At 72.6% G+C, this 17,963-nt stretch carries 17 protein-coding genes and 1 pseudogene; 12 read left to right on the top strand and 6 right to left on the bottom strand.

Annotated features, from left to right (window positions below; genetic code table 11):
• Window positions 1–128: 128 nt before the first annotated feature.
• Together OG524_RS33390 and OG524_RS33385 are read right to left on the bottom strand one after the other, a co-directional pair.
• Complete coding sequence (locus tag OG524_RS33390; protein ID WP_405812253.1) at window positions 129–2,240, bottom strand: MMPL family transporter; 2,112 nt, start codon at window positions 2,238–2,240, stop codon at window positions 129–131.
• Between the two features lie 130 nt (window positions 2,241–2,370).
• Window positions 2,371–2,865 (bottom strand): MarR family winged helix-turn-helix transcriptional regulator, encoded by a 495-nt coding sequence (locus OG524_RS33385; RefSeq protein WP_405386644.1) that lies wholly within the window; start codon window positions 2,863–2,865, stop codon window positions 2,371–2,373.
• Between the two features lie 109 nt (window positions 2,866–2,974).
• On the opposite strand from OG524_RS33385, the gene OG524_RS33380 reads away from it, so the two are divergent.
• From OG524_RS33380 to OG524_RS33365, 4 genes are all read left to right on the top strand, one after another.
• On the top strand, window positions 2,975–3,982 hold the full coding sequence (locus tag OG524_RS33380) for a sporulation protein (protein ID WP_405812252.1): 1,008 nt from the start codon (window positions 2,975–2,977) through the stop codon (window positions 3,980–3,982).
• 163 nt (window positions 3,983–4,145) lie between these two features.
• Window positions 4,146–4,382 carry a twin-arginine translocase TatA/TatE family subunit gene (gene tatA, locus OG524_RS33375; protein ID WP_405386648.1) on the top strand — a complete coding sequence of 79 codons (237 nt, stop codon included), beginning with the start codon at window positions 4,146–4,148 and terminating at the stop codon, window positions 4,380–4,382.
• A 166-nt stretch (window positions 4,383–4,548) separates the two neighbouring features.
• Complete coding sequence (locus OG524_RS33370) at window positions 4,549–6,057, top strand: SDR family oxidoreductase (RefSeq protein ID WP_405812251.1); 1,509 nt, start codon at window positions 4,549–4,551, stop codon at window positions 6,055–6,057.
• A complete protein-coding gene (locus OG524_RS33365) occupies window positions 6,054–7,430 on the top strand; it encodes a cryptochrome/photolyase family protein (RefSeq protein WP_405812250.1) in 1,377 nt (458 codons plus the stop codon). Before OG524_RS33370 ends, OG524_RS33365 begins: the two co-directional genes overlap by 4 nt.
• Before the next feature lie 35 nt (window positions 7,431–7,465).
• Here OG524_RS33365 and OG524_RS33360 read toward each other — a convergent pair whose 3' ends face one another.
• Window positions 7,466–8,308 carry a DUF1206 domain-containing protein gene (locus OG524_RS33360; RefSeq protein WP_405386654.1) on the bottom strand — a complete coding sequence of 281 codons (843 nt, stop codon included), beginning with the start codon at window positions 8,306–8,308 and terminating at the stop codon, window positions 7,466–7,468.
• 77 nt (window positions 8,309–8,385) lie between these two features.
• Window positions 8,386–8,916: a DoxX family protein gene (locus tag OG524_RS33355; RefSeq protein ID WP_405386656.1), complete on the bottom strand. Its 531-nt coding sequence runs from the start codon at window positions 8,914–8,916 to the stop codon at window positions 8,386–8,388.
• A 228-nt stretch (window positions 8,917–9,144) separates the two neighbouring features.
• Between OG524_RS33355 and OG524_RS33350 the strand changes: the two genes are divergently transcribed.
• Both OG524_RS33350 and OG524_RS33345 read left to right on the top strand, forming a co-directional pair.
• Entirely contained in the window at window positions 9,145–11,160 is a 2,016-nt protein-coding gene (locus OG524_RS33350) for an FAD-dependent oxidoreductase (protein ID WP_405812249.1), read from the top strand.
• A gap of 164 nt (window positions 11,161–11,324) precedes the next feature.
• The gene (locus tag OG524_RS33345; protein WP_405386660.1) at window positions 11,325–11,900 is read left to right on the top strand and encodes a PadR family transcriptional regulator; all 576 of its coding nucleotides are present in this window, start codon (window positions 11,325–11,327) and stop codon (window positions 11,898–11,900) included.
• On the opposite strand, the gene OG524_RS33340 is transcribed toward OG524_RS33345, so the two are convergent.
• Window positions 11,875–12,837: a hypothetical protein gene (locus tag OG524_RS33340; RefSeq protein ID WP_405812248.1), complete on the bottom strand. Its 963-nt coding sequence runs from the start codon at window positions 12,835–12,837 to the stop codon at window positions 11,875–11,877. The two genes, OG524_RS33345 and OG524_RS33340, sit on opposite strands and share 26 nt — an antisense overlap.
• Entirely contained in the window at window positions 12,834–13,616 is a 783-nt protein-coding gene (locus OG524_RS33335; RefSeq protein WP_405393019.1) for a phosphatase PAP2 family protein, read from the bottom strand. The genes OG524_RS33340 and OG524_RS33335 overlap by 4 nt, the downstream gene beginning before the upstream one ends.
• Window positions 13,617–13,803: 187 nt before the next feature.
• Between OG524_RS33335 and OG524_RS33330 the strand changes: the two genes are divergently transcribed.
• From OG524_RS33330 to OG524_RS33305, 6 genes and pseudogenes are all read left to right on the top strand, one after another.
• Window positions 13,804–14,433 (top strand): TetR/AcrR family transcriptional regulator, encoded by a 630-nt coding sequence (locus OG524_RS33330; protein ID WP_405386664.1) that lies wholly within the window; start codon window positions 13,804–13,806, stop codon window positions 14,431–14,433.
• A 199-nt stretch (window positions 14,434–14,632) separates the two neighbouring features.
• Window positions 14,633–15,646, top strand: a complete 1,014-nt coding sequence (locus tag OG524_RS33325; RefSeq protein ID WP_405812247.1) for an SPFH domain-containing protein — start codon at window positions 14,633–14,635, stop codon at window positions 15,644–15,646.
• On the top strand, window positions 15,643–16,542 hold the full coding sequence (locus OG524_RS33320; protein WP_405386668.1) for a hypothetical protein: 900 nt from the start codon (window positions 15,643–15,645) through the stop codon (window positions 16,540–16,542). Before OG524_RS33325 ends, OG524_RS33320 begins: the two co-directional genes overlap by 4 nt.
• Window positions 16,543–16,977: 435 nt before the next feature.
• Window positions 16,978–17,133: a hypothetical protein gene (locus tag OG524_RS33315; protein WP_405386669.1), complete on the top strand. Its 156-nt coding sequence runs from the start codon at window positions 16,978–16,980 to the stop codon at window positions 17,131–17,133.
• Window positions 17,134–17,135: 2 nt separating this feature from the next.
• Window positions 17,136–17,315 (top strand): hypothetical protein, encoded by a 180-nt coding sequence (locus tag OG524_RS33310; RefSeq protein ID WP_405386670.1) that lies wholly within the window; start codon window positions 17,136–17,138, stop codon window positions 17,313–17,315.
• A gap of 67 nt (window positions 17,316–17,382) precedes the next feature.
• Window positions 17,383–17,859 (top strand): annotated as a pseudogene (locus OG524_RS33305) (dihydrofolate reductase family protein); the annotation flags it as partial.
• Window positions 17,860–17,963: the final 104 nt, after the last annotated feature.

The raw sequence follows: 17,963 nt of genomic DNA, 5'->3' as shown, positions 1-17,963 counted from the left end.
CGTACACCCGAAAGTGTCCCAGTGGGACTTCTGTCGCACTGGGACACCATGTCGGGTCGGCGGCCTCACGGACCCGCCCGTGACACCTCCGGCCCGGGAAGCAGGGGCGCTCCGCCGCCGTCTCCGGTTCAGGACGCGGGGTGCTCCGCCGCCCTCTCCGGCTCCCGGCTCAGCGCTCCGGGCCACCACGCGACCCGCCCGATGTCCCTGACCAGGGCGGGCACCAGGAGCGAGCGGACGACGAGGGTGTCGAGCAGTACACCGAAGGCGACGATGAACGCGATCTGGACCAGGAACGCCAGCGGGATCACACCCAGCGCGGCGAAGGTGGCCGCCAGGACCACACCGGCGGAGGTGATGACCCCGCCCGTGGTCGTCAGCCCGCGCAGCACGCCCTGCCGGGTCCCGTGGACGAGGGACTCCTCGCGGACCCGGGACATCAGGAAGATGTTGTAGTCGACCCCGAGGGCGACCAGGAAGACGAATCCGTAGAGCGGTACGGAGGAGTCCGTGCCGCTGAAGCCGAACACGTGCTGGAAGACCAGGGACGAGATCCCGAGGGTGGCCAGGAAGTTCAGTGCCACCGTGGCGACCAGGAGGAGCGGCATCAGCAGGGACCGGAGGAGCCCGGTCAGGATGACCAGGATGATCAGGAGGACGACCGGCACGATGAGCATGCGGTCGTGTTCCGCGGTCTTCTGCGTGTCGTACTGCTGCGCGGTGTAGCCGCCGACCAGCGCGTCCGCGCCGGGCACCGCGTGCACCGCGTCGCGCAGGCGCGTGACGGCCTCCTTGGCGGCGTCACTGTCGGCCGCGCTCGTCAGCGTGGCGTCGATGCGGACCCGTCCGTCCACGACGAGCGGCTCGCCGTCCCCCGGGCGCCCGGAGGCCGTCACCACGGAGACGTCCGCGACGCCGTCGACCCGCGCGGCCGCCTCGGCCACCTGCTCCGACCGGTCCGCCTCCGCGATCACCACGGCGGGACTGCCCGAGCCGCCGGGGAAGTGCTCGCTCACGGTCTGCTGGGCGGCGACGGAGGGCGCGTCGTTGACGAAGATCTCTTCGAGGGGTACGCCCTTCGAGTCGAGCGTCGGCATGAAGGCGGCGCACGCGAGCAGGACGACCAGGGTGACGCCCCACACCTTGCGGGGAGCCCGGTCGACGAGGGCGGCGATCCGCGCCCAGATCCCGGCCGAACCCGACGCGGTCTCACCCTCCTTGGGCTTGGCCGGCCAGTACGCGGTCCTGCCGAGCAGGACCAGGACGGCCGGCAGGAAGGTGAGCGTGCTGAGGACGGCGCAGACGATGCCGATGGCGCCCACAGGCCCGAGCGCACGGTTGTTGGTCAGGTCGCTGAGCAGCAGGGCGAGCAGCCCCAGGGCGACGGTGGCGGCGCTGGCGACGATCGGCCCGGCGGATTCGCGCAGCGCGGCCCGCATGGCGGTCCACCGGTCCGGGTGGCGCCCCAGTTCCTCGCGGAACCGCGCGGTGAGCAGGAGGGCGTAGTCGGTGGCCGCCCCGATGACGAGGATCGAGAGAATCCCCTGGACCTGGCCGTCGACCCGGACGATGTCGTAGTCGGCGAGCACGTACACGATCGCGCAGGCCACGCCGAGGGAGAGGACCGCGCCGAGGATGATGACCAGCGGCAGCAGCACGCTCCGGTAGACCAGCAGCAGGATGACCAGTACGGCCACGAGGGCGACACCGAGCAGCAGGCCGTCGATCCCGGCGAAGGCCTCGGACAGGTCCGCCTGGCTGGCGGCGGGTCCGGCGATCTGGGCCAGCGTGCCGGGCACCCGGTCGGCCGCCTTCTGGATGTGCGCGAGCGCGCCAGGAAGCCCGTCCCCGAGGCCGGAGTCCAGCTGGACGATGCCTTCGAGTGCCCGGCCGTCCGCAGACGGCAGGGCCGGGGTCACCTGACCCGCCACCCCCGGTCCGCCCTCGACCGAGGCCAGGGCCGCCGTCGCCGCCTGCCGCTGCTCCGGGCCGAGGTCCGCGCCGTCCTTCTCCGACGTCCAGACCACGATGGCCGGCACGGTCTCCTGCCGGCTGAACGCCTTCTGTTCCTCGACGACCCGGGTGGATTCGGCGCTCTGCGGCAGGAACGAGGCCCGGTCGTTGGTGGCCACCTCGCCGAGCTTGCCGGCGTACGAACCGAACGAACCGCCGACGGCCAGCCAGACGACGACGAGGAATACGGGGATCAGCAGGCGAACCGGCTTGGATGCGAAGGGCATGGTGCTCCCGGGTCGGGGAAACTATTTCAATCAGCGAGTATCTTAATGATTGAAATATGTTAGCGCACCTCTCCCGACCGACGTCCCGGCAGCCGTCAGCGCGGCTTCGGCACGGGAAGGGAAGGGAAGCTCAGCGCCCCGGGGGCTGCATGCGGGTGAGTTCGGCGTTCATGCGGGCGAGGAAGCGCAGCGCGGCAGCCAGTTCCTCCGGTTCGGCCGCGTCGCGGGCCGCCGATGCCGCCTCGGCGAGGGGCATGAAGAACGAGCGGGCGGCGGTCCTGGCCGTGGGCTCGTAGTGAAGGTGCACGACACGCCGGTCGACGCTGTCCCGCGCACGCCGGATGTGACCGGCGCGCTCCAGCCGGTCCAGACAGGCGGTGACCGCACCGGAGGTCAGACCGAGATGGTCGCGCAGCCTGCCGGGGGTCATCGGGCGCTCCGCGTCCAGGATCGCCGCGAGCGCCTGGACGTCCGTGGCGTGCAGCCCCTGGGTGTGCGCGAAGGCGTGCACCAGACGGTTCACCTCGCCGTTCATCCGGCGCAACTGCACCGCGAAGGCCTGGAGCCCGGAGGCCGGGGACGTGTCGGCGCGCGATCCGTCGGGGGCGTCGTCTGCACTGTCCACTGCCCCATAGTAGGGCGTTCGCCACCCATCTCACCCCTATGCTTCTACAGTTGTGTAGAGACGCGACTGAACGCGTCTCCCGCGTACGGAAGAAGGAGTGAACGCCACGATGGTGTCCAAGAAGCTGCTCGGCTCGCTCGGTGTGGGCGGCCCGACCGTGGGCACGGTTCTGGACACCGCCACGGCCGTGCCCGGCGGCAGTCTGAACGGCCGGGTCCACCTGAAGGGCGGCAGCGCCGACTTCACGATCGAACACATCACGCTGGAGCTCGTCGCCCGTGTCGAGGCCGAGCACGAGGACGGCGAGTCCGAGGGCGTGGTCGCCTTCGACCGCTTCACGGTCGGCGGTGCATTCGTCCTCCCGGAGGGCGCGGAGGTCACCGTCCCCTTCGACGTGGCACTGCCGTGGGAGACACCGGTGACCGCGCTGTACGGCCAGGACCTCGGGATCGTCCTCGGCGTGCGTACGGAGCTCTCGGTGGCGGGCGCCAAGGACAAGGGCGACCTGGACCGGCTCGCCGTGGGCCCTCTGCCCGCCCAGGAGGCCGTCCTCGAAGCGCTCGGACAGCTCGGCTTCGGCTTCAGGTCCGCCGACCTGGAGATCGGACACATCCGCGGCACCGGTCAGCAACTGCCGTTCTGCCAGAAGATCGAGCTCTCCCCTGCGCCGCAGTACGCGCACCAGGTCAACGAGATCGAGCTGACCTTCCTGGCCGGTCCCGGCCGCCTGGAGGTCGTCCTGGAGGCGGACAAGCGGGGCGGACTCCTCTCCGGGGACGGGGGCGGGGACGTCGCCGGCCGGTTCACCGTGGGGCATCACGAGGTCCAGGGACGCGACTGGAACACCGAGGTCGACGCCTGGATCCGCTCCCTCGCCGAAGCCCGCGCGGCGTACGGCAGCCACGCGGTGTACGGCCACGCCGACGGATATGGTCACGGTCACAGCGAGGGCCACGGCCACGAGCACCGTTCCGGGCACGGCACGGGCACGGTCGTCGCCGCCGGGGCGGCCGGGCCGGCCGTCGGTGTCGTGGGCGGGATGGTGGCCGCCGAAGTCGTGGACGAGGTGGGCGACTTCTTCGAGGGCGACGAGGAGGAAGAGGGCGGCGAGGGCTGAGCCCGAGCGGGCGCCCCACCCGCCCGGCCGAAAGCCGGCGCGGCAGGGCCGAGGCACCCTGCCATCGCCTACTACAGTGCTGTAGATTCGGCTTGGTGGTCCCGGGACACCGTGGACCGCCTGGCACAGCCAAGCCGGTCGGTCAGGGGAGAACACAGACGTCATGTTCGGTATCAGCGAGATCGCGATCTTCCTCGTCATCGTCATCCTGATCTTCGGCGCCAAGAAACTTCCCGAACTCGCCCGCTCCATGGGCAAGTCGGCCCGGATCCTGAAGAGCGAGGCCCGGGCCATGAAGGCGGACGGCTCCTCCGGCATACCCGCCGACCCGGCGCGACCGGGGGTGGACCACCCCCGTGTCATCCGGGGTACCGCCACGGAGAAGCCCGGGGCGCGCTGAGGTCCGGGCACCAGCCCCGCTCTCGCCTCACCCGTCCGGAGCGCGCCCGTCGCGCCCGGGAGGCTTCCCGACGGCATCCGGTATCCCACCCCAGGCCCCCGACAAGCGGAACGCTCCGCAGGGGGACACCGTGGACGAAGGACGTCCGAGCCGGATCGGAGAGGCCATGGAGAGCACGAACGACGACGGTCTGCGGTGCCTGGTGACCGGAGCGACGGGGTACATCGGGGGCCGCCTGGTGCCCGAGCTCCTGGCCGTCGGCCACCGGGTGCGCTGCCTGGCCCGCAGCCCCGAGAAGCTGCGGGACCACCCGTGGGCGGGCAGCGCCGAGGTGGTGAAGGGCGATGTGACCGACGCGGAGTCCGTCGGAGCGGCCATGCGGGACATCGACGTGGCCTACTACCTGGTGCACGCCCTGGGCAGCGGGCCTGACTTCGAGGAGACGGACCGCGCGGCAGCCCGGACCTTCGGCGAGCAGGCGCGGGCCGCCGGCATCCGGCGCATCGTGTATCTGGGCGGGCTCACCCCCGCCGGCGTCCCCGTGCGCGAGCTGTCGCCGCACCTCCGCTCGCGCGCCGAGGTCGGCCGTATCCTGCTCGATTCGGGTGTGCCGACGGCCGCCCTGCGTGCGGCGGTCATCATCGGTTCCGGTTCCGCGTCGTTCGAGATGCTGCGCTACCTCACCGAGCGGCTGCCGGTCATGGTCACCCCGAGCTGGGTCTCGACACGGATCCAGCCGATCGCGGTCCGGGACGTGCTGCGCTATCTGGTGGGCAGCGCGCACATGCCCGACGACGTGAACCGCACCTTCGACATCGGCGGCCCCGACATCCTCACCTACCGGGACATGATGCAGGAGTACGCCCAGGTGGCGAAGCTGCCCAAGCGGCTGATCCTGCCGGTGCCGATGCTGAGTCCGGGGCTGTCCAGTCACTGGATCGGCCTGATCACCCCGGTGCCCGCGTCGATCGCGCGCCCGCTCGCGGAGTCCCTGCGCTACGAGGTGGTGTGCCACGAGCACGACATCGCCGGCCATGTCCCGGACGGGCCCGGGCAGCCCTTCTCCTTCGGCACCGCCCTCAACCTCGCCCTGCAGAGGGTGCGCGAGGCGAGCGTGACGACGCGGTGGTCCTCGGCGTCCACCCCCGGCATCCCGAGCGATCCGCTGCCCACCGACCCCGACTGGGCGGGCGGCAGCCTGTACACGGATGTGCGCGAGCTCGACGTGGACGCCTCGCCGGACGCCCTGTGGCGGGTCATCGAGGGAATCGGCGGTGAGAACGGCTGGTACTCGCTCCCGTGGGCCTGGGCGGTCAGGGGATGGCTGGACCGGCTGGTCGGCGGAGTGGGTCTGCGGCGGGGCCGGCGCGACGCCCAACGGCTCCGGGTCGGCGACTCGTTGGACTTCTGGCGGGTCGAGGAGATCGAGCCCGGCCGGCTGCTGCGGCTGCGCGCCGAGATGAGGCTGCCGGGCCTGGCCTGGCTGGAGATGTACACGGAGAGGGGCGCCGACGGCCGGTCCCACTACCGGCAGCGCGCCGTCTTCCACCCGGCCGGCCTGCTGGGCCACGCGTACTGGTGGAGCGTGTCGCCCTTCCACGCGTTCGTCTTCGGCGGGATGGCGCGCAACATCGCCCGCGCGGCGGTCCGTGGCGCGGCCGGTGGTGCGGCATGACCGTCTCCGTCGTCCTGTTCACCTCCGACCTGCGGCTGCACGACCATCCGCCGCTGCACTCGGCCCTGGCTTCGGCGGACGAGGTGGTTCCGCTGTTCGTCCTGGACGACGCCATCGAGGACACCGGTTTCGCTGCTCCCAACCGGCGCGCGTTCCTCGCCGACTGTCTCCGGGACCTGGACTCGGGGCTCCGCGACCGCGGGGGGCGCCTGGTGGTCCGCCGGGGGGACGTGGCGGAGGAGGTCCGCCGGATCGTCTCCGAGACCGGCGCGGGTGACGTACACTTGGCGGCGGGCGTCAGCGGGTACGCCCGGCGGCGTGAGGAGCGGCTGCGCGGGGCGCTGGCGGACGTGGACTGCCGGCTGCGTGTGCACGACGCGGTGATCACCGCTGTCCCGCCCGGCGCGGTGACCCCTTCGGGTACGGGCAGGGACCACTTCGCCGTGTTCACGCCGTACTTCCGCCGCTGGTCCGGGGCGCAGTCGCGCGCCCTCTTCGGCGCGCCGCGCACCGTGCGCGTCCCGGCGGGGCCCGGGTCGGTGGGGCCGCCCTCGCGGGCCGGGATCCCGGGGGTGTCCCCCGGGCTGGCCGAGGGCGGGGAGATCCAGGGCCGCCGGAGCCTCACCGCCTGGCGCCGGCACGGTCTCGGGCGGTACGAGGAGCGCCACGACGATCTGGCGGGCGACGCCACCTCGCGCCTCTCGCCGCATCTGCACTTCGGCACGCTGTCCCCCACCGAGCTGGTCCACCGGGCCCGTGCCGCGGGTGGTCCGGGTGCGGAGGCCTTCGTACGGCAGCTGTGCTGGCGCGAGTTCCACCACCAGGTCCTGGCCGCCCGCCCTTCGGCCGCCCGCTCCGACTACCGCTCGCGGCACGACCGTTGGCGTACGGAGTCGGCGGCCGGCGACATCGCGGCCTGGCAGGAGGGCCGCACCGGCTATCCGCTGGTCGATGCCGCCATGCGCCAACTGCTGCACGAGGGCTGGATGCACAACCGGGGACGGCTGCTGGCCTCCAGCTTCCTCGTCAAGACGCTGTACGTGGACTGGCGCGTCGGTGCGCGGCACTTCCTGGATCTGCTGGTGGACGGGGACATCGCCAACAACCAGCTCAACTGGCAGTGGATGGCGGGGACGGGCACGGACAGCCGGCCGAACCGGGTGCTGAATCCGGTGCTGCAGGCGAAGCGTTACGACCCGGACGGCGCGTACGTACGCCGCTGGGTTCCCGAGCTGGCGGGGATCGACGGCGGTGCGGTCCACGAGCCGTGGAAACTGCGGGCCGAGGAACGCGCCCGGTACGCCTATCCGGAGCCGGTGATCGGTCTCGCCGAAGGACTGGCACGGTTCAGGGAGGCACGCGGCCTCGACTGAACCGGGCCGGTGGGAGCGGCGGCCGATGTGGGCGATCAGACCTTGCGCCAGCGGGCGTTGGCCCAGGAGAAGACTCCGAAGGCGGCCAGTCCGAACGCGACCAGGACGAGCAGCCAGGGGCCCGCCGGGGTATCGGTGAAGGACCGCAGGGTGTCGTCCATGCCCTTGGCCCGGCCGGGTTCGTGCCGGACCGCGGCGGCGACCGCGAAGCCGCCCGCCGTCGCGAAGACGATGCCGCGGACGCCGCCGCCGAACACACCGGTGAAGTCGACGGCCCGACGGACCCGCTTCGTCATCCCGGACATCTTCAGATGCTTGTGGTAGGTGCGCGTCACGGCTCGGAAGGCGATCCAGAGCCCCGCGCCGACGACGGCCGCGCCGGCGATCCCGACGATCCACTGACCGCCCGTCCACTGGAGGGCCTTCGCCGTGACGTCGTCGGTCTGCCGGTCGCTCGATCCGCTGCCGCTGCCCTGGTCGCCGACGGCGTAGGAGAGCACGGAGTACGACACGAAGCCGTAGAAGAGGAAACGACCGGCGGCCATGGCCCTCTTGCCCGGCTTGTCGCCGTCGGGGCCGGCCTGGCCGAAGAGCGCCTCGGACAGGCGCCACAGGGCCATCCCCGCGAGTGCCACGCCGAGCGCCCACAACAGGACGCCCCCGAAGGGCTGCCCGGCGATCTCGGCGACGGCACCGCCCCGGTCGGCCTGCTGCCCGCCGCTGTCGGAGAACGCGATGCGCAGCGCGAGCGCTCCGACCAGGAGGTAGATCACCCCGCGCGCCACGAATCCGGCACGGGCACCTGCGGCCACGGCCGTGCTGTTCGCCGCCCGTCTGGCAGCACCCCGTCCACCTGTCGACAACACGTTCGTATTCATGCACGGTCGGTTGCCCCCGAAGGGGCGATCAATGCCCCGGCGGGCCGGGCTCGGCTCCACTCGGGCCAGGCTCCGCTCTACTCCTCGTCCTCGGCCGTCGCCCCCACCTGTCCCTTGGCGCGTCGGCCCACGACCGCGGCGGCGCCCAGGGCGCTGGCGGCGAAGGCGAAGGCGAGCGTCCAGGGCCGGTCGAGCACATGGCCGGTGGCGTGGTCCAGCGAGTAGCGTCCGGCACCCGTCAGGCCGATCGCGGCGGCGGTGAAGCCGAGGAACGCCGGGTACTCGTAGCCCCCGCCCATCGCGAAGAATCCGGCGGGCGCGTGGACGGCGACGGCGCCGGCCATCGTGCCGGCCGCGGCGGCTCCGGCCGCCGGGGTGGCGAGGCCGAGGGCCAGCAGGACCCCGCTGCCCGCCTCGCCGAGGCCGGCGGCCACGGCGCTGTACTTCGGCGGGTGGAAGCCCATGGCCTCCATTCCCTGCGCGGTGCCCTCGATACCGCCGCCGCCGAACCAGCCGGCCAGCTTCTGGCTGCCGTGGGCGGCCAGCACGGCTCCCGTACCGACCCTGAGCACGAGCAGTCCGAGGTCACGCCGGTTGATGCAGGTCATGGGAGTCTCCCGTCGACACCGTACGAGCGGAGGTGCGAAACCGTACGGATCCACTCTCGTCGGGCCCGGGCGGCGGGGTGCGGCGGAGTTGGGCCGTTCGGGTACCGCCCGTGCGGGGACTGCGTCCCGGGCGTCATCGAGTGCGACGTATGTCATTGTGCAACTAGTTGCATAACACTGTTCCCCTCGTCTACAACTGGCACGACGACACTGTGCGAGGAGACCCCGATGAGCCCCTACCCCACCCTGCTGAGCCCGCTCGACCTCGGTTTCACCACCCTCCCCAACCGGGTCCTGATGGGATCGATGCACATCGGTCTGGAGGAGGCCGAGCGCGGCTTCGAGCGGATGGCGGCCTTCTACGCGGCCCGCGCACGCGGCGGGGTGGGCCTGATGGTCACCGGCGGGATCGCGCCCAGCGAGCGGGCCGGTTCCTTCATCGGCGGCGCCAAGATGACGACGGAGGCGGAGGCCGAGCAGCACCGGGTGGTCACCGACGCCGTGCACGCGGCGGGCGGCCGGATCGCGATGCAGATCCTGCACTTCGGGCGCTACGCGCACCACCCGGAGCTGGTCGCGCCCAGCGCGCTCAAGGCCCCGATCAGCGCGTTCACCCCGCACGCCCTCACCGACGACGAGGTCGAGGAGACCATCGAGGACTTCGTGCGGGCCGCCGCACTGGCGCAGCGCGCGGGCTACGACGGTGTCGAGATCATGGGCTCCGAGGGCTATCTGATCAACGAGTTCATCGTCGCCGCGACCAACCACCGCGACGACCGCTGGGGCGGCAGCTACGAGAACCGCATCCGCTTCCCCGTCGAGATCGTCCGCCGGGTCCGTGAGCGGGTCGGCAGCGACTTCATCCTGATCTACCGGCTCTCGATGCTGGACCTGGTGCCCGGCGGTTCCACGCTGGCGGAGGTCGTGCGGCTCGCCCGCGAGGTCGAGGCGGCCGGTGCGACGATCATCAACACCGGCATCGGCTGGCACGAGGCCCGCATCCCCACCATCGCGACCTCGGTGCCGCGCGGCGCCTTCACCTGGGTGACCGAGAAGGTGCGCGGTGCCGTCTCCGTACCGCTGGTGACCAGCAACCGCATCAACACCCCGGAGCTGGCCGAGGAGGTCCTCGTCTCGGGCCGTGCGGACATGGTGTCGATGGCGCGGCCGTTCCTTGCCGACCCGGACTTCGTCGCCAAGGCGGCCGAGGGGCGTGCCGACGCGATCAACACCTGCATCGGCTGCAACCAGGCCTGCCTGGACCACATCTTCAGCCTGCAGATCACCTCCTGCCTGGTGAATCCGCGCGCCTGCCACGAGACCGAGCTGGTGCTCTCGCCGACCCGTACCCGCAAGCGCGTCGCCGTGGTGGGTGCCGGTCCCGCCGGTCTGGCCTGCGCGGTCACGGCTGCCGAGCGCGGGCACGCGGTGACGCTGTTCGACGCGGCCGACGAGGTCGGCGGCCAGCTCAACGTGGCTCGCAGGATCCCCGGCAAGGAGGAGTTCGACGAGACGCTGCGCTATTTCCGCACGCGGCTGGCCGAGGAGGCCGTCGAGGTCCGGCTCGCCACCCGTGCCACCTCCGCCGCCCTGGACGGCTTCGACGAGATCGTCCTGGCGACCGGCGTCGAGCCCCGCTCCCCCGCGATCCCCGGCGTCGAGCACCCCAGCGTGGTCAGCTACCTGGACGTCCTGCGCGACGGTGCGCCGGTCGGCGACCGGGTCGCGATCGTCGGGGCCGGCGGCATCGGGTTCGACGTCGCCGAGTTCCTGACCGACGGCGGTGACTCCGCGAGCCTGGACCCGGAGGTGTTCTTCCGGCAGTGGGGCGTGGACACCGACTACGCGGAGCGGGGCGGGCTGCGCGCCCCGGAGCGTCCGAAGACCTCCCGCACGGTGCATCTGATCCAGCGCAAGGCGAGCAAGGTCGGGGCCGGACTCGGCAGGACCACCGGCTGGATCCACCGGACCGAGCTGCGCCACCGCGGCGTGAACATGATCGCCGGGGCGTCCTACGACCTCATCGACGACGCGGGCCTGCACGTCACCGTCGACGGCGAGCAGCATCTGCTGCCGGTCGACACCGTGGTCCTGTGCGCGGGCCAGGAACCGCGCCGTGAGCTGTACGAGGAGCTGCGCGCGGCGGGCCGCCCGGTGCACCTGATCGGCGGCGCCGACGTGGCCGCCGAGCTGGACGCCAAGCGCGCGATCCGCCAGGGCACGGAGCTCGCCGCCGGGCTGTGACCTCCCCGGCCGGGCCCGGTGGTCTCGCGGCCCAGGCCGTCCGGGCCGTCCGGGCCGTCCGGGCCGCACGGGCCGTCCGGGCCGCACGGGCCGTCCGGGCCGCACGGGCCGTCCGGGCCGCACGGGCCGTCCGGGCCGCACGGGCCGTCCTTAGGATGCACTCCATGTCACTCCCGCACGCGATCCTCACCGCCCTGCTCGAAAAGCCGTCGTCGGGGCTGGAGCTGACCCGCAGGTTCGACCGGTCGATCGGCTACTTCTGGCCGTCCACGCACCAGCAGATCTACCGCGAGCTGGGAAAGCTCGAACAGGCCGGTCACATCCGGGTGCTGCCCGCCGCGCAGCCGGCCCGCGGGCAGAAGAAGGAGTACGAGGTGCTGCCCGCCGGCCGCGAGGAGCTGGCGGCCTGGGTGGCGCTCGCCGAGGACCCGCGGCCCGTCCGTGATCCGCTGCTGCTGCGGATGCGGGCAGCGGCGGTGGTCGGGGCGCCCGGCCTGAGCACGGAGCTGCACCGGCACCTCGCGCTGCACCGGCGGCAGCTGGAGGAGTACCTGGAGATCGAGGAGCGGGACTTCCCGCCGGAGCGGACCGCGGACCAGGACCGGCTGCGGCATCTGGTGCTGCGCGGGGGCATCGACCTGGAGACGTTCTGGACGGGCTGGCTGACCAGGGCGATCGACGACCTGGAGGGGACCGGCGCGGAGCCGGACCCGGCTAGGGACCGGCGACCGGCTCCCTGACCCGTTCCGGCCGGGGCGTGCGCCGGCGCAGGGCGCGCGGGCTGCCGATGACGACCCGCGACGGCGCACTCGCGATGCCGACGGCGCTCGGCGCGACGGCGGTCTCGGGAACGGTCCGCGCCTGCGCGCGACTGAGCAGGACGACACCCCGGACGGCGGCCACCGCACCGAGGAGCACCGGGACCAGGCCGGCCGGCCCGCCCTGGAATCCTTCGCCGAGCAGGGCCAGGCCGATCGCGGCGGCGACGACCGGGTTGGCGAGGGTGACCACGGCGAGCGGCGCGCCGAGGCCGCCGCGGTACGCGGTCTGGGACAGCAGCAGGCCGCCCATGGCGAAGGCGGAGACGAGCAGCGCCACGGTCACCAGCCGCCAGCTGAGCAGCGGCCCGTCCTGGTCGGTGGCGGCGACCGTGAGGGTCTGGGTCAGCGCGGAGGCCACGCCCGAGGTGATGCCGGACGCCGCGGCGTGCCGGAGCCCGGGGCGCGCGCCGGGGCGGCCGAGTACGGCGACGAGCGCCATGGTCACGCCGCCGACGCCGAGCACCTCGGCCAGGGTCAGCGTGTCGCGCGGCGCACTGCCGCCGACTGCGGTCAGCAGGGCGCCGAGGCCGAGCAGGGTGAGCAGCGTCCCACGCCATTCCGTGCGGCTGACCGGGCGCCCCGCGGCGCGGGCGCCGAGCGGGACGGCGAGGACGAGAGTGAGCGCGCCGAGCGGCTGGACCAGGGTGAGCGGTCCGTACTTCAGCGCGGCGACGTGCAGCAGCGCCCCGCCCGCGTTCAGCCCGACCGCCGACCACCAGGCGCCACTGCCCAGCAGGTGCAGCGGCCCGGTGGACGGTGCGGTGCGCCCGGCCAGCCGGGACTGCGCCACCGCGGCGGCGGCGTAGGCGCCGGCGGAGACGAAGGACAGCGCGACGGCTGTCAGCGTGGCGTTCATCGCCGGGCTCCGGAACGTGCGTACGCGGGAGCCGCGTAGACGGGGGCGGACGGCCACGGCAGGGGCGCGCGGACCGGCGCGGGGCGGGGAAGCCTGAGTGCGGCGAAGGCGACGCCGAGCAGTGCCGAGACCACGATCGCGTCGAGCCAGTAGTGGTTGGCCGTGCCGACTATGACGAGCAGGGTGACGAGCGGGTGCAGCAGCCACAGCCGACGCCAGCGGGAACGGGTGGCGGCGATGAGCCCGATCGCGACCACGAGGGCCCAGCCGAAGTGCAGCGAGGGCATGGCCGCGAACTGGTTCGCCATCGAGTCGGTGGCGGGCGTGTCCCCGTACACCGTCGGGCCGTACACCTGCCCGGTGTCGACGAGTCCCGCCGGGGGCAGCATCCGCGGCGGGGCGAGGGGGAAGACCAGGTGCAGGGCGAGCGCGGCCCCGGTGAGCGCGGCGAGGATCCGCCGCGACCGGACGTAGTGGCGGGGGCGCCGCAGGTACAGCCAGACCAGGAACAGCACGGTGGCCGGGAAGTGCACGGTCGCGTAGTAGGTGTTCGCCGCCTGGACGAGTGTCTGGCTGTGCAGCAGCACGCTCTGTACGGCCCCCTCACCGGGAAGGTGCAGGGTTCGTTCGAGGTCCCAGACGTGTCCGGCGTTGCGGAAGGCTTCCTCCACGTGGCCGTTCGCGGCCTGCCGGCCGAGTTTGTAGACGAGGAAGAGTCCGACGACGAGAAGGAGCTCGCGGACGAGGGGAGGCCGGGCAGGGCCCGGCTCCCGGTCCATGGACTCTCTACGGGTGCGTATCACCCCCGTGCCTCCTGTCTGCCGAAGCTCTGTCGTACCGGCAGGAACGAGCCCGTGCCGTATCGATACGCCAGTGTACCGATACGCGAACGTATCGGTACACGCGCGTATCGGTACACTGGCGTACCGAGGGTCCTCGTCGCAGATTCCGCAGAGAGGGAAGCAGATGTCGTCGCCCGATTCCGCACAGGAGTCAGCACTGGCGTCACGCCGGTCGAAGATCACACCGGAGCGGGCACAGGAGCTCTACACGGCCGTGCTGGACCTGCTCAGGGAGAGCGGCTACGAGTCGCTGACCATGGAGGGCGTCGCCTCCCGCACCCGGTGCGGGAAGTCGACCCTCTACCGCCAGTGGGGCTCGAAGCCGGAACTGGTCGTCGCCGCCCTGCACGGCACCCGCCGGACCCTGCTCTCGAACATCGACACCGGCAGCCTGAGCGGAGACCTGCACCAGGCCGCCGGCGCGATCGACGAGGCCTCCACCGGCGACACCACCCTCATGCACGCGCTCAGCCATGCGGCACTCCAGAGCCCCGAGCTGCTGTGCGCCCTGCGCGAGACGCTGATCGCCCCGTCGATCGCGGCGATCGACGCGATGCTCGGGCGCGCGGTCGAGCGCGGCGAGATCGCGGCGGACAATCCCGCGACGAAGTACGTATCGGCCCAACTGCTGGGCATCATGCGCGCCCGGCCCCTACTGGAGGGACGGTACGCGGACGACGCGTTCCTCAGCGGCTTCATCGAGAGCTCCGTACTTCCCGCGCTCGGGCTCCCGCCGACCCCACCGGGACCCTGACAGACGTGGGCCGTCGCCCCAGCGGTTGACGGCGGCCCGCCGCGCCGAACCGTGGGGACGGGGACGGCGCACACCCGGCCGGTGGTTTCCACGGAAACCACCGGCCGGTCGCATGTCGTCCCGAACCCTCTCTTTTCGTCCCCTTGACGATATTCACACGATCCCTTATCGTCGCGATGACGAGAAAGAGGGTCCTGACATGGCCGACATCACCAGGCGCTTCGGCTGGCGGCACCTGCGCTCCGCGCCCACCGCCCACATCCGCCACCACAAGCGCGGACAGCTCACCCATGACGGTCCGGGGCTCAGCTTCTGGTACCGGTCGCTGTCCGCCGCGCTCTCCGAGGTGCCGGTCAACGACCGCGAGCTGGCGATGGCCTTCCACGCCCGCACGGGCGACTTCCAGGACGTCACCGTCCAGGCGACCGTCACGTACCGGATCAGCGACCCCGCCGAGGCGGCGGCCCGGCTCGACTTCTCGGTGGACCCCGACACCGGGGTCTGGCGGAGCGCGCCGCTGGAACAGATCGCCACCCTGCTCACCGAGACCGCCCAGCAGCACGCCCTGGACGTCCTGGCCCGCACCCCGCTCGCCGCCGCCCTCGTGGACGGGGTCGCCTCGGTGCGCGAACGGGTCGCCACCGGCCTCGCGGCCGAACCCCGGCTGCCCGCGACCGGAATCGACGTGGTGGCCGTACGCGTCGTCGCCATCCGCCCGGAGGCGGAGGTGGAGCGCGCACTGCGCACACCGGCCAGGGAGCAGATCCAGCAGGAGGCCGACCGGGCGACGTACGAACGCCGGGCCGTCGCCGTCGAGCGCGAGCGCACCATCGCCGAGAACGAGCTCGCCAGCCAGATCGAACTGGCCCGCCGCGAGGAGCAGTTGGTGGACCAGCGCGGCACCAACGCCCGCCGCGAGGCCGAGGAGAAGTCCGCGGCCGACGGGGTGCGCACGGAGGCCGAGGCCGCCCGCAAGGTGCGGCTCGCCCGTGCCGAGGCGGAGGCCGCACGGGACATCGGCGCCGCCCGCGCCGAGGCCCAGGCGGCCTGGCTCCAGGCGCACGCCGAGGTGGACCCGACGACGCTGCACGCCCTGGCCGCGACCCGGCTGGCGGAGAACCTGCCCCGCATCGACAGCCTCACCCTCTCGCCCGACGTGCTCACCGGCCTGTTCGCCCGGCTCGGCGGTCAGGGTCCGCAGGAGCGGGCGTGAGCCTGGCCCCGCGTGCGGTCCTCGTGCACCGCACCACCGAGTACGAGGAACTGCTCGCCCGGCACGGGACGCACGGCCAGGCGGCGTTCTTCCTCTCCACTCGCGGCCGGTCCGTCGACGAAGTGGCCGCGCGGCACCACCGTATGCGGCAGGCCCTCACCGAGGTGGCCGCCGCGGTGCCCCTGCAGTGGCGCCGGTCACGGGTGGAGCGCGCGGACCTCGACCGGTTCCTCTTCGGTCCCGAGGACGTGGTGATCGTGGTCGGGCAGGACGGGCTGGTCGCCAACGCGGCCAAGTACCTGTCCGGCCAGCCGGTAGTGGGCATCGACACCGACCCCGGCCGCAATCCCGGGGTCCTGGTACGCCATCGCGCGGCCGACGCGGCGGCGCTGTGCCGGGCCGCCGTCGCGCCCGGGGACCGGGTGGACGCGCTCACCATGGTGGAGGCCGTCGCCGACGACACCCAGCGGCTGCTCGCCCTCAACGAGATCTTCTCCGGACCGCCCGGCCACCAGACCGCGCGCTACCGCATCGGCCCGGACGGCGCCCCGTCCGCCGGGGAGTCCCAGGCGTCCTCGGGCGTGCTGGTCGGCACCGGTACGGGTGCGACGGGCTGGCTGCGTTCCCTCTGGGCCGAACGCGGCAGCGGGCTGCGGCTGCCGGGCCCGTCCGACCATCGGCTGCTCTGGTTCGTGCGCGAGGCATGGCCGTCACCCGCGACCGGTACGTCACTGGTCGAGGGCGAACTGGGGCGGGGCGAGGGGCTGTCGCTCACGGTCGAGTCGGACCGGATCGTGGTGTTCGGCGACGGGATGGAGTCGGACTCCCTCGAGCTGACCTGGGGTCAGACGGTCCGGTTCGGCATCGCGGCCACGACGCTGAACCTGGTGGGGTGAACCTCGGACACGGCCCCGGCCCCAGGGTCTTTCGTCTGGATCAGGCCGGTGCAGGGAGCGGGGTCCGGTGCGTGCAGTTGCAAGGCGGCGGATCGGGACAACGCGATGGGGTCTTCCCTGCTCAAGCGAAGCCGCGAGCAGGGGAAGTCGGTGATTGACGACAACGCGGAAGGGTGTCCCTCCCTGCTCGCGCGAAGCCGAGAGCCCGGGCGAGTGCGTGCCAGACCCCGCGAGCCCGGCATGATCCGAACGAGAGGCCCCAGCCCTGCAGGATCGGGCCAGGACCAGGACCGACCGCGCCCACCGGGTGATCGCGGCACCACCGGCGACCGTCTACCGCGCCCTCCTCGACCGGGCGGCGCTGGAGGCCTCCCGCCGGAGGGCATGCGCGGGCGGATCGAGCGTTGGGATCCCCGCCCCGGTGGCGGATTCAGGATGGTCCTCACCACCTCGGCCCCACCGACAGCCCGGGGCAAGACCTCTGACGCGGCGGATGTGGTCGAGGTCGGGTTCACCGACCTGTCGCCACCGGAACGCGTGGTGCAGCGGGCGGTCTTCGAGGCCGACGACCCGTCGTACGCGGCACCATGACGATGACCTGGCAGCTGACCGCCGCCGGTGACAGGACCGAGGTCACCGTCACGGCCACGGACGTGCCGCCCGGCATCTCCCGGGCGGACCACGAGGCCGGGATCGCCTCATCCCTGGCCGATCTGGCCTCGTACGTCGAAGCGGTGGCTGACCGGAGGCGGCGGTGCCTCCCGGACCGATGAGTTCCCGGGCAGCACGCTGTCTCAGGGAGAGGACGGACCCGTCCCTTCCCGGGAGAGTCTGTGCGCGATGAGACTGGTACCGCAGGAGTTCCTGTCGCTGGACGGCGTCAGCCAGGGCCCGGGGTCCCCGGACGAGGACACGAGTGACGGGTTCACCCGGGGCGGCTGGTTCGTGCCGCACCTGGACGAGGAGTTCGAACGGCAGGCCCGTGCCTGGCTCGCCACGGCGGACGCTTTCCTGTTCGGCCGCCGTACCTACCTGAACTTCGCACGGGACTGGCCGAAGATGACCGGGCACCCGTTCGCCGGCATCCTGAACGGCCTGCCGAAGTACGTCGCCTCCCACAGCCTGACCGAGGCCGGGTGGGACCCGACCACTATCCTGTCCGGCGACGTCCGGGCCCAGGTCGCCGCACTGGAACGGCAGCCCGGACGCGAGCTGCAGATCCACGGCAGCGCCCGACTGGCCCAGTCCCTGCCGGCCGGCGGACTGGTCGACGAACTGCGCCTCGCGATCGCCCCGGTGGTCGCCGGAACGGGCCGCCGGCTGTTTCCGGACGGCGGTGCCCCGGCCGGCCTGCGGATCATGAGCCACGGGACGACGTCAGGTGGACCGGCGATCCAGGTCTACACGTCGACAGGCCTGCC

It is taken from the genome of Streptomyces sp. NBC_01520, assembly GCF_045040375.1.
Classification (GTDB): domain Bacteria; phylum Actinomycetota; class Actinomycetes; order Streptomycetales; family Streptomycetaceae; genus Streptomyces.
The sequence above is the reverse complement of the archived record's forward strand: the minus strand, read 5'-3'. Positions and strand labels throughout refer to the sequence as shown.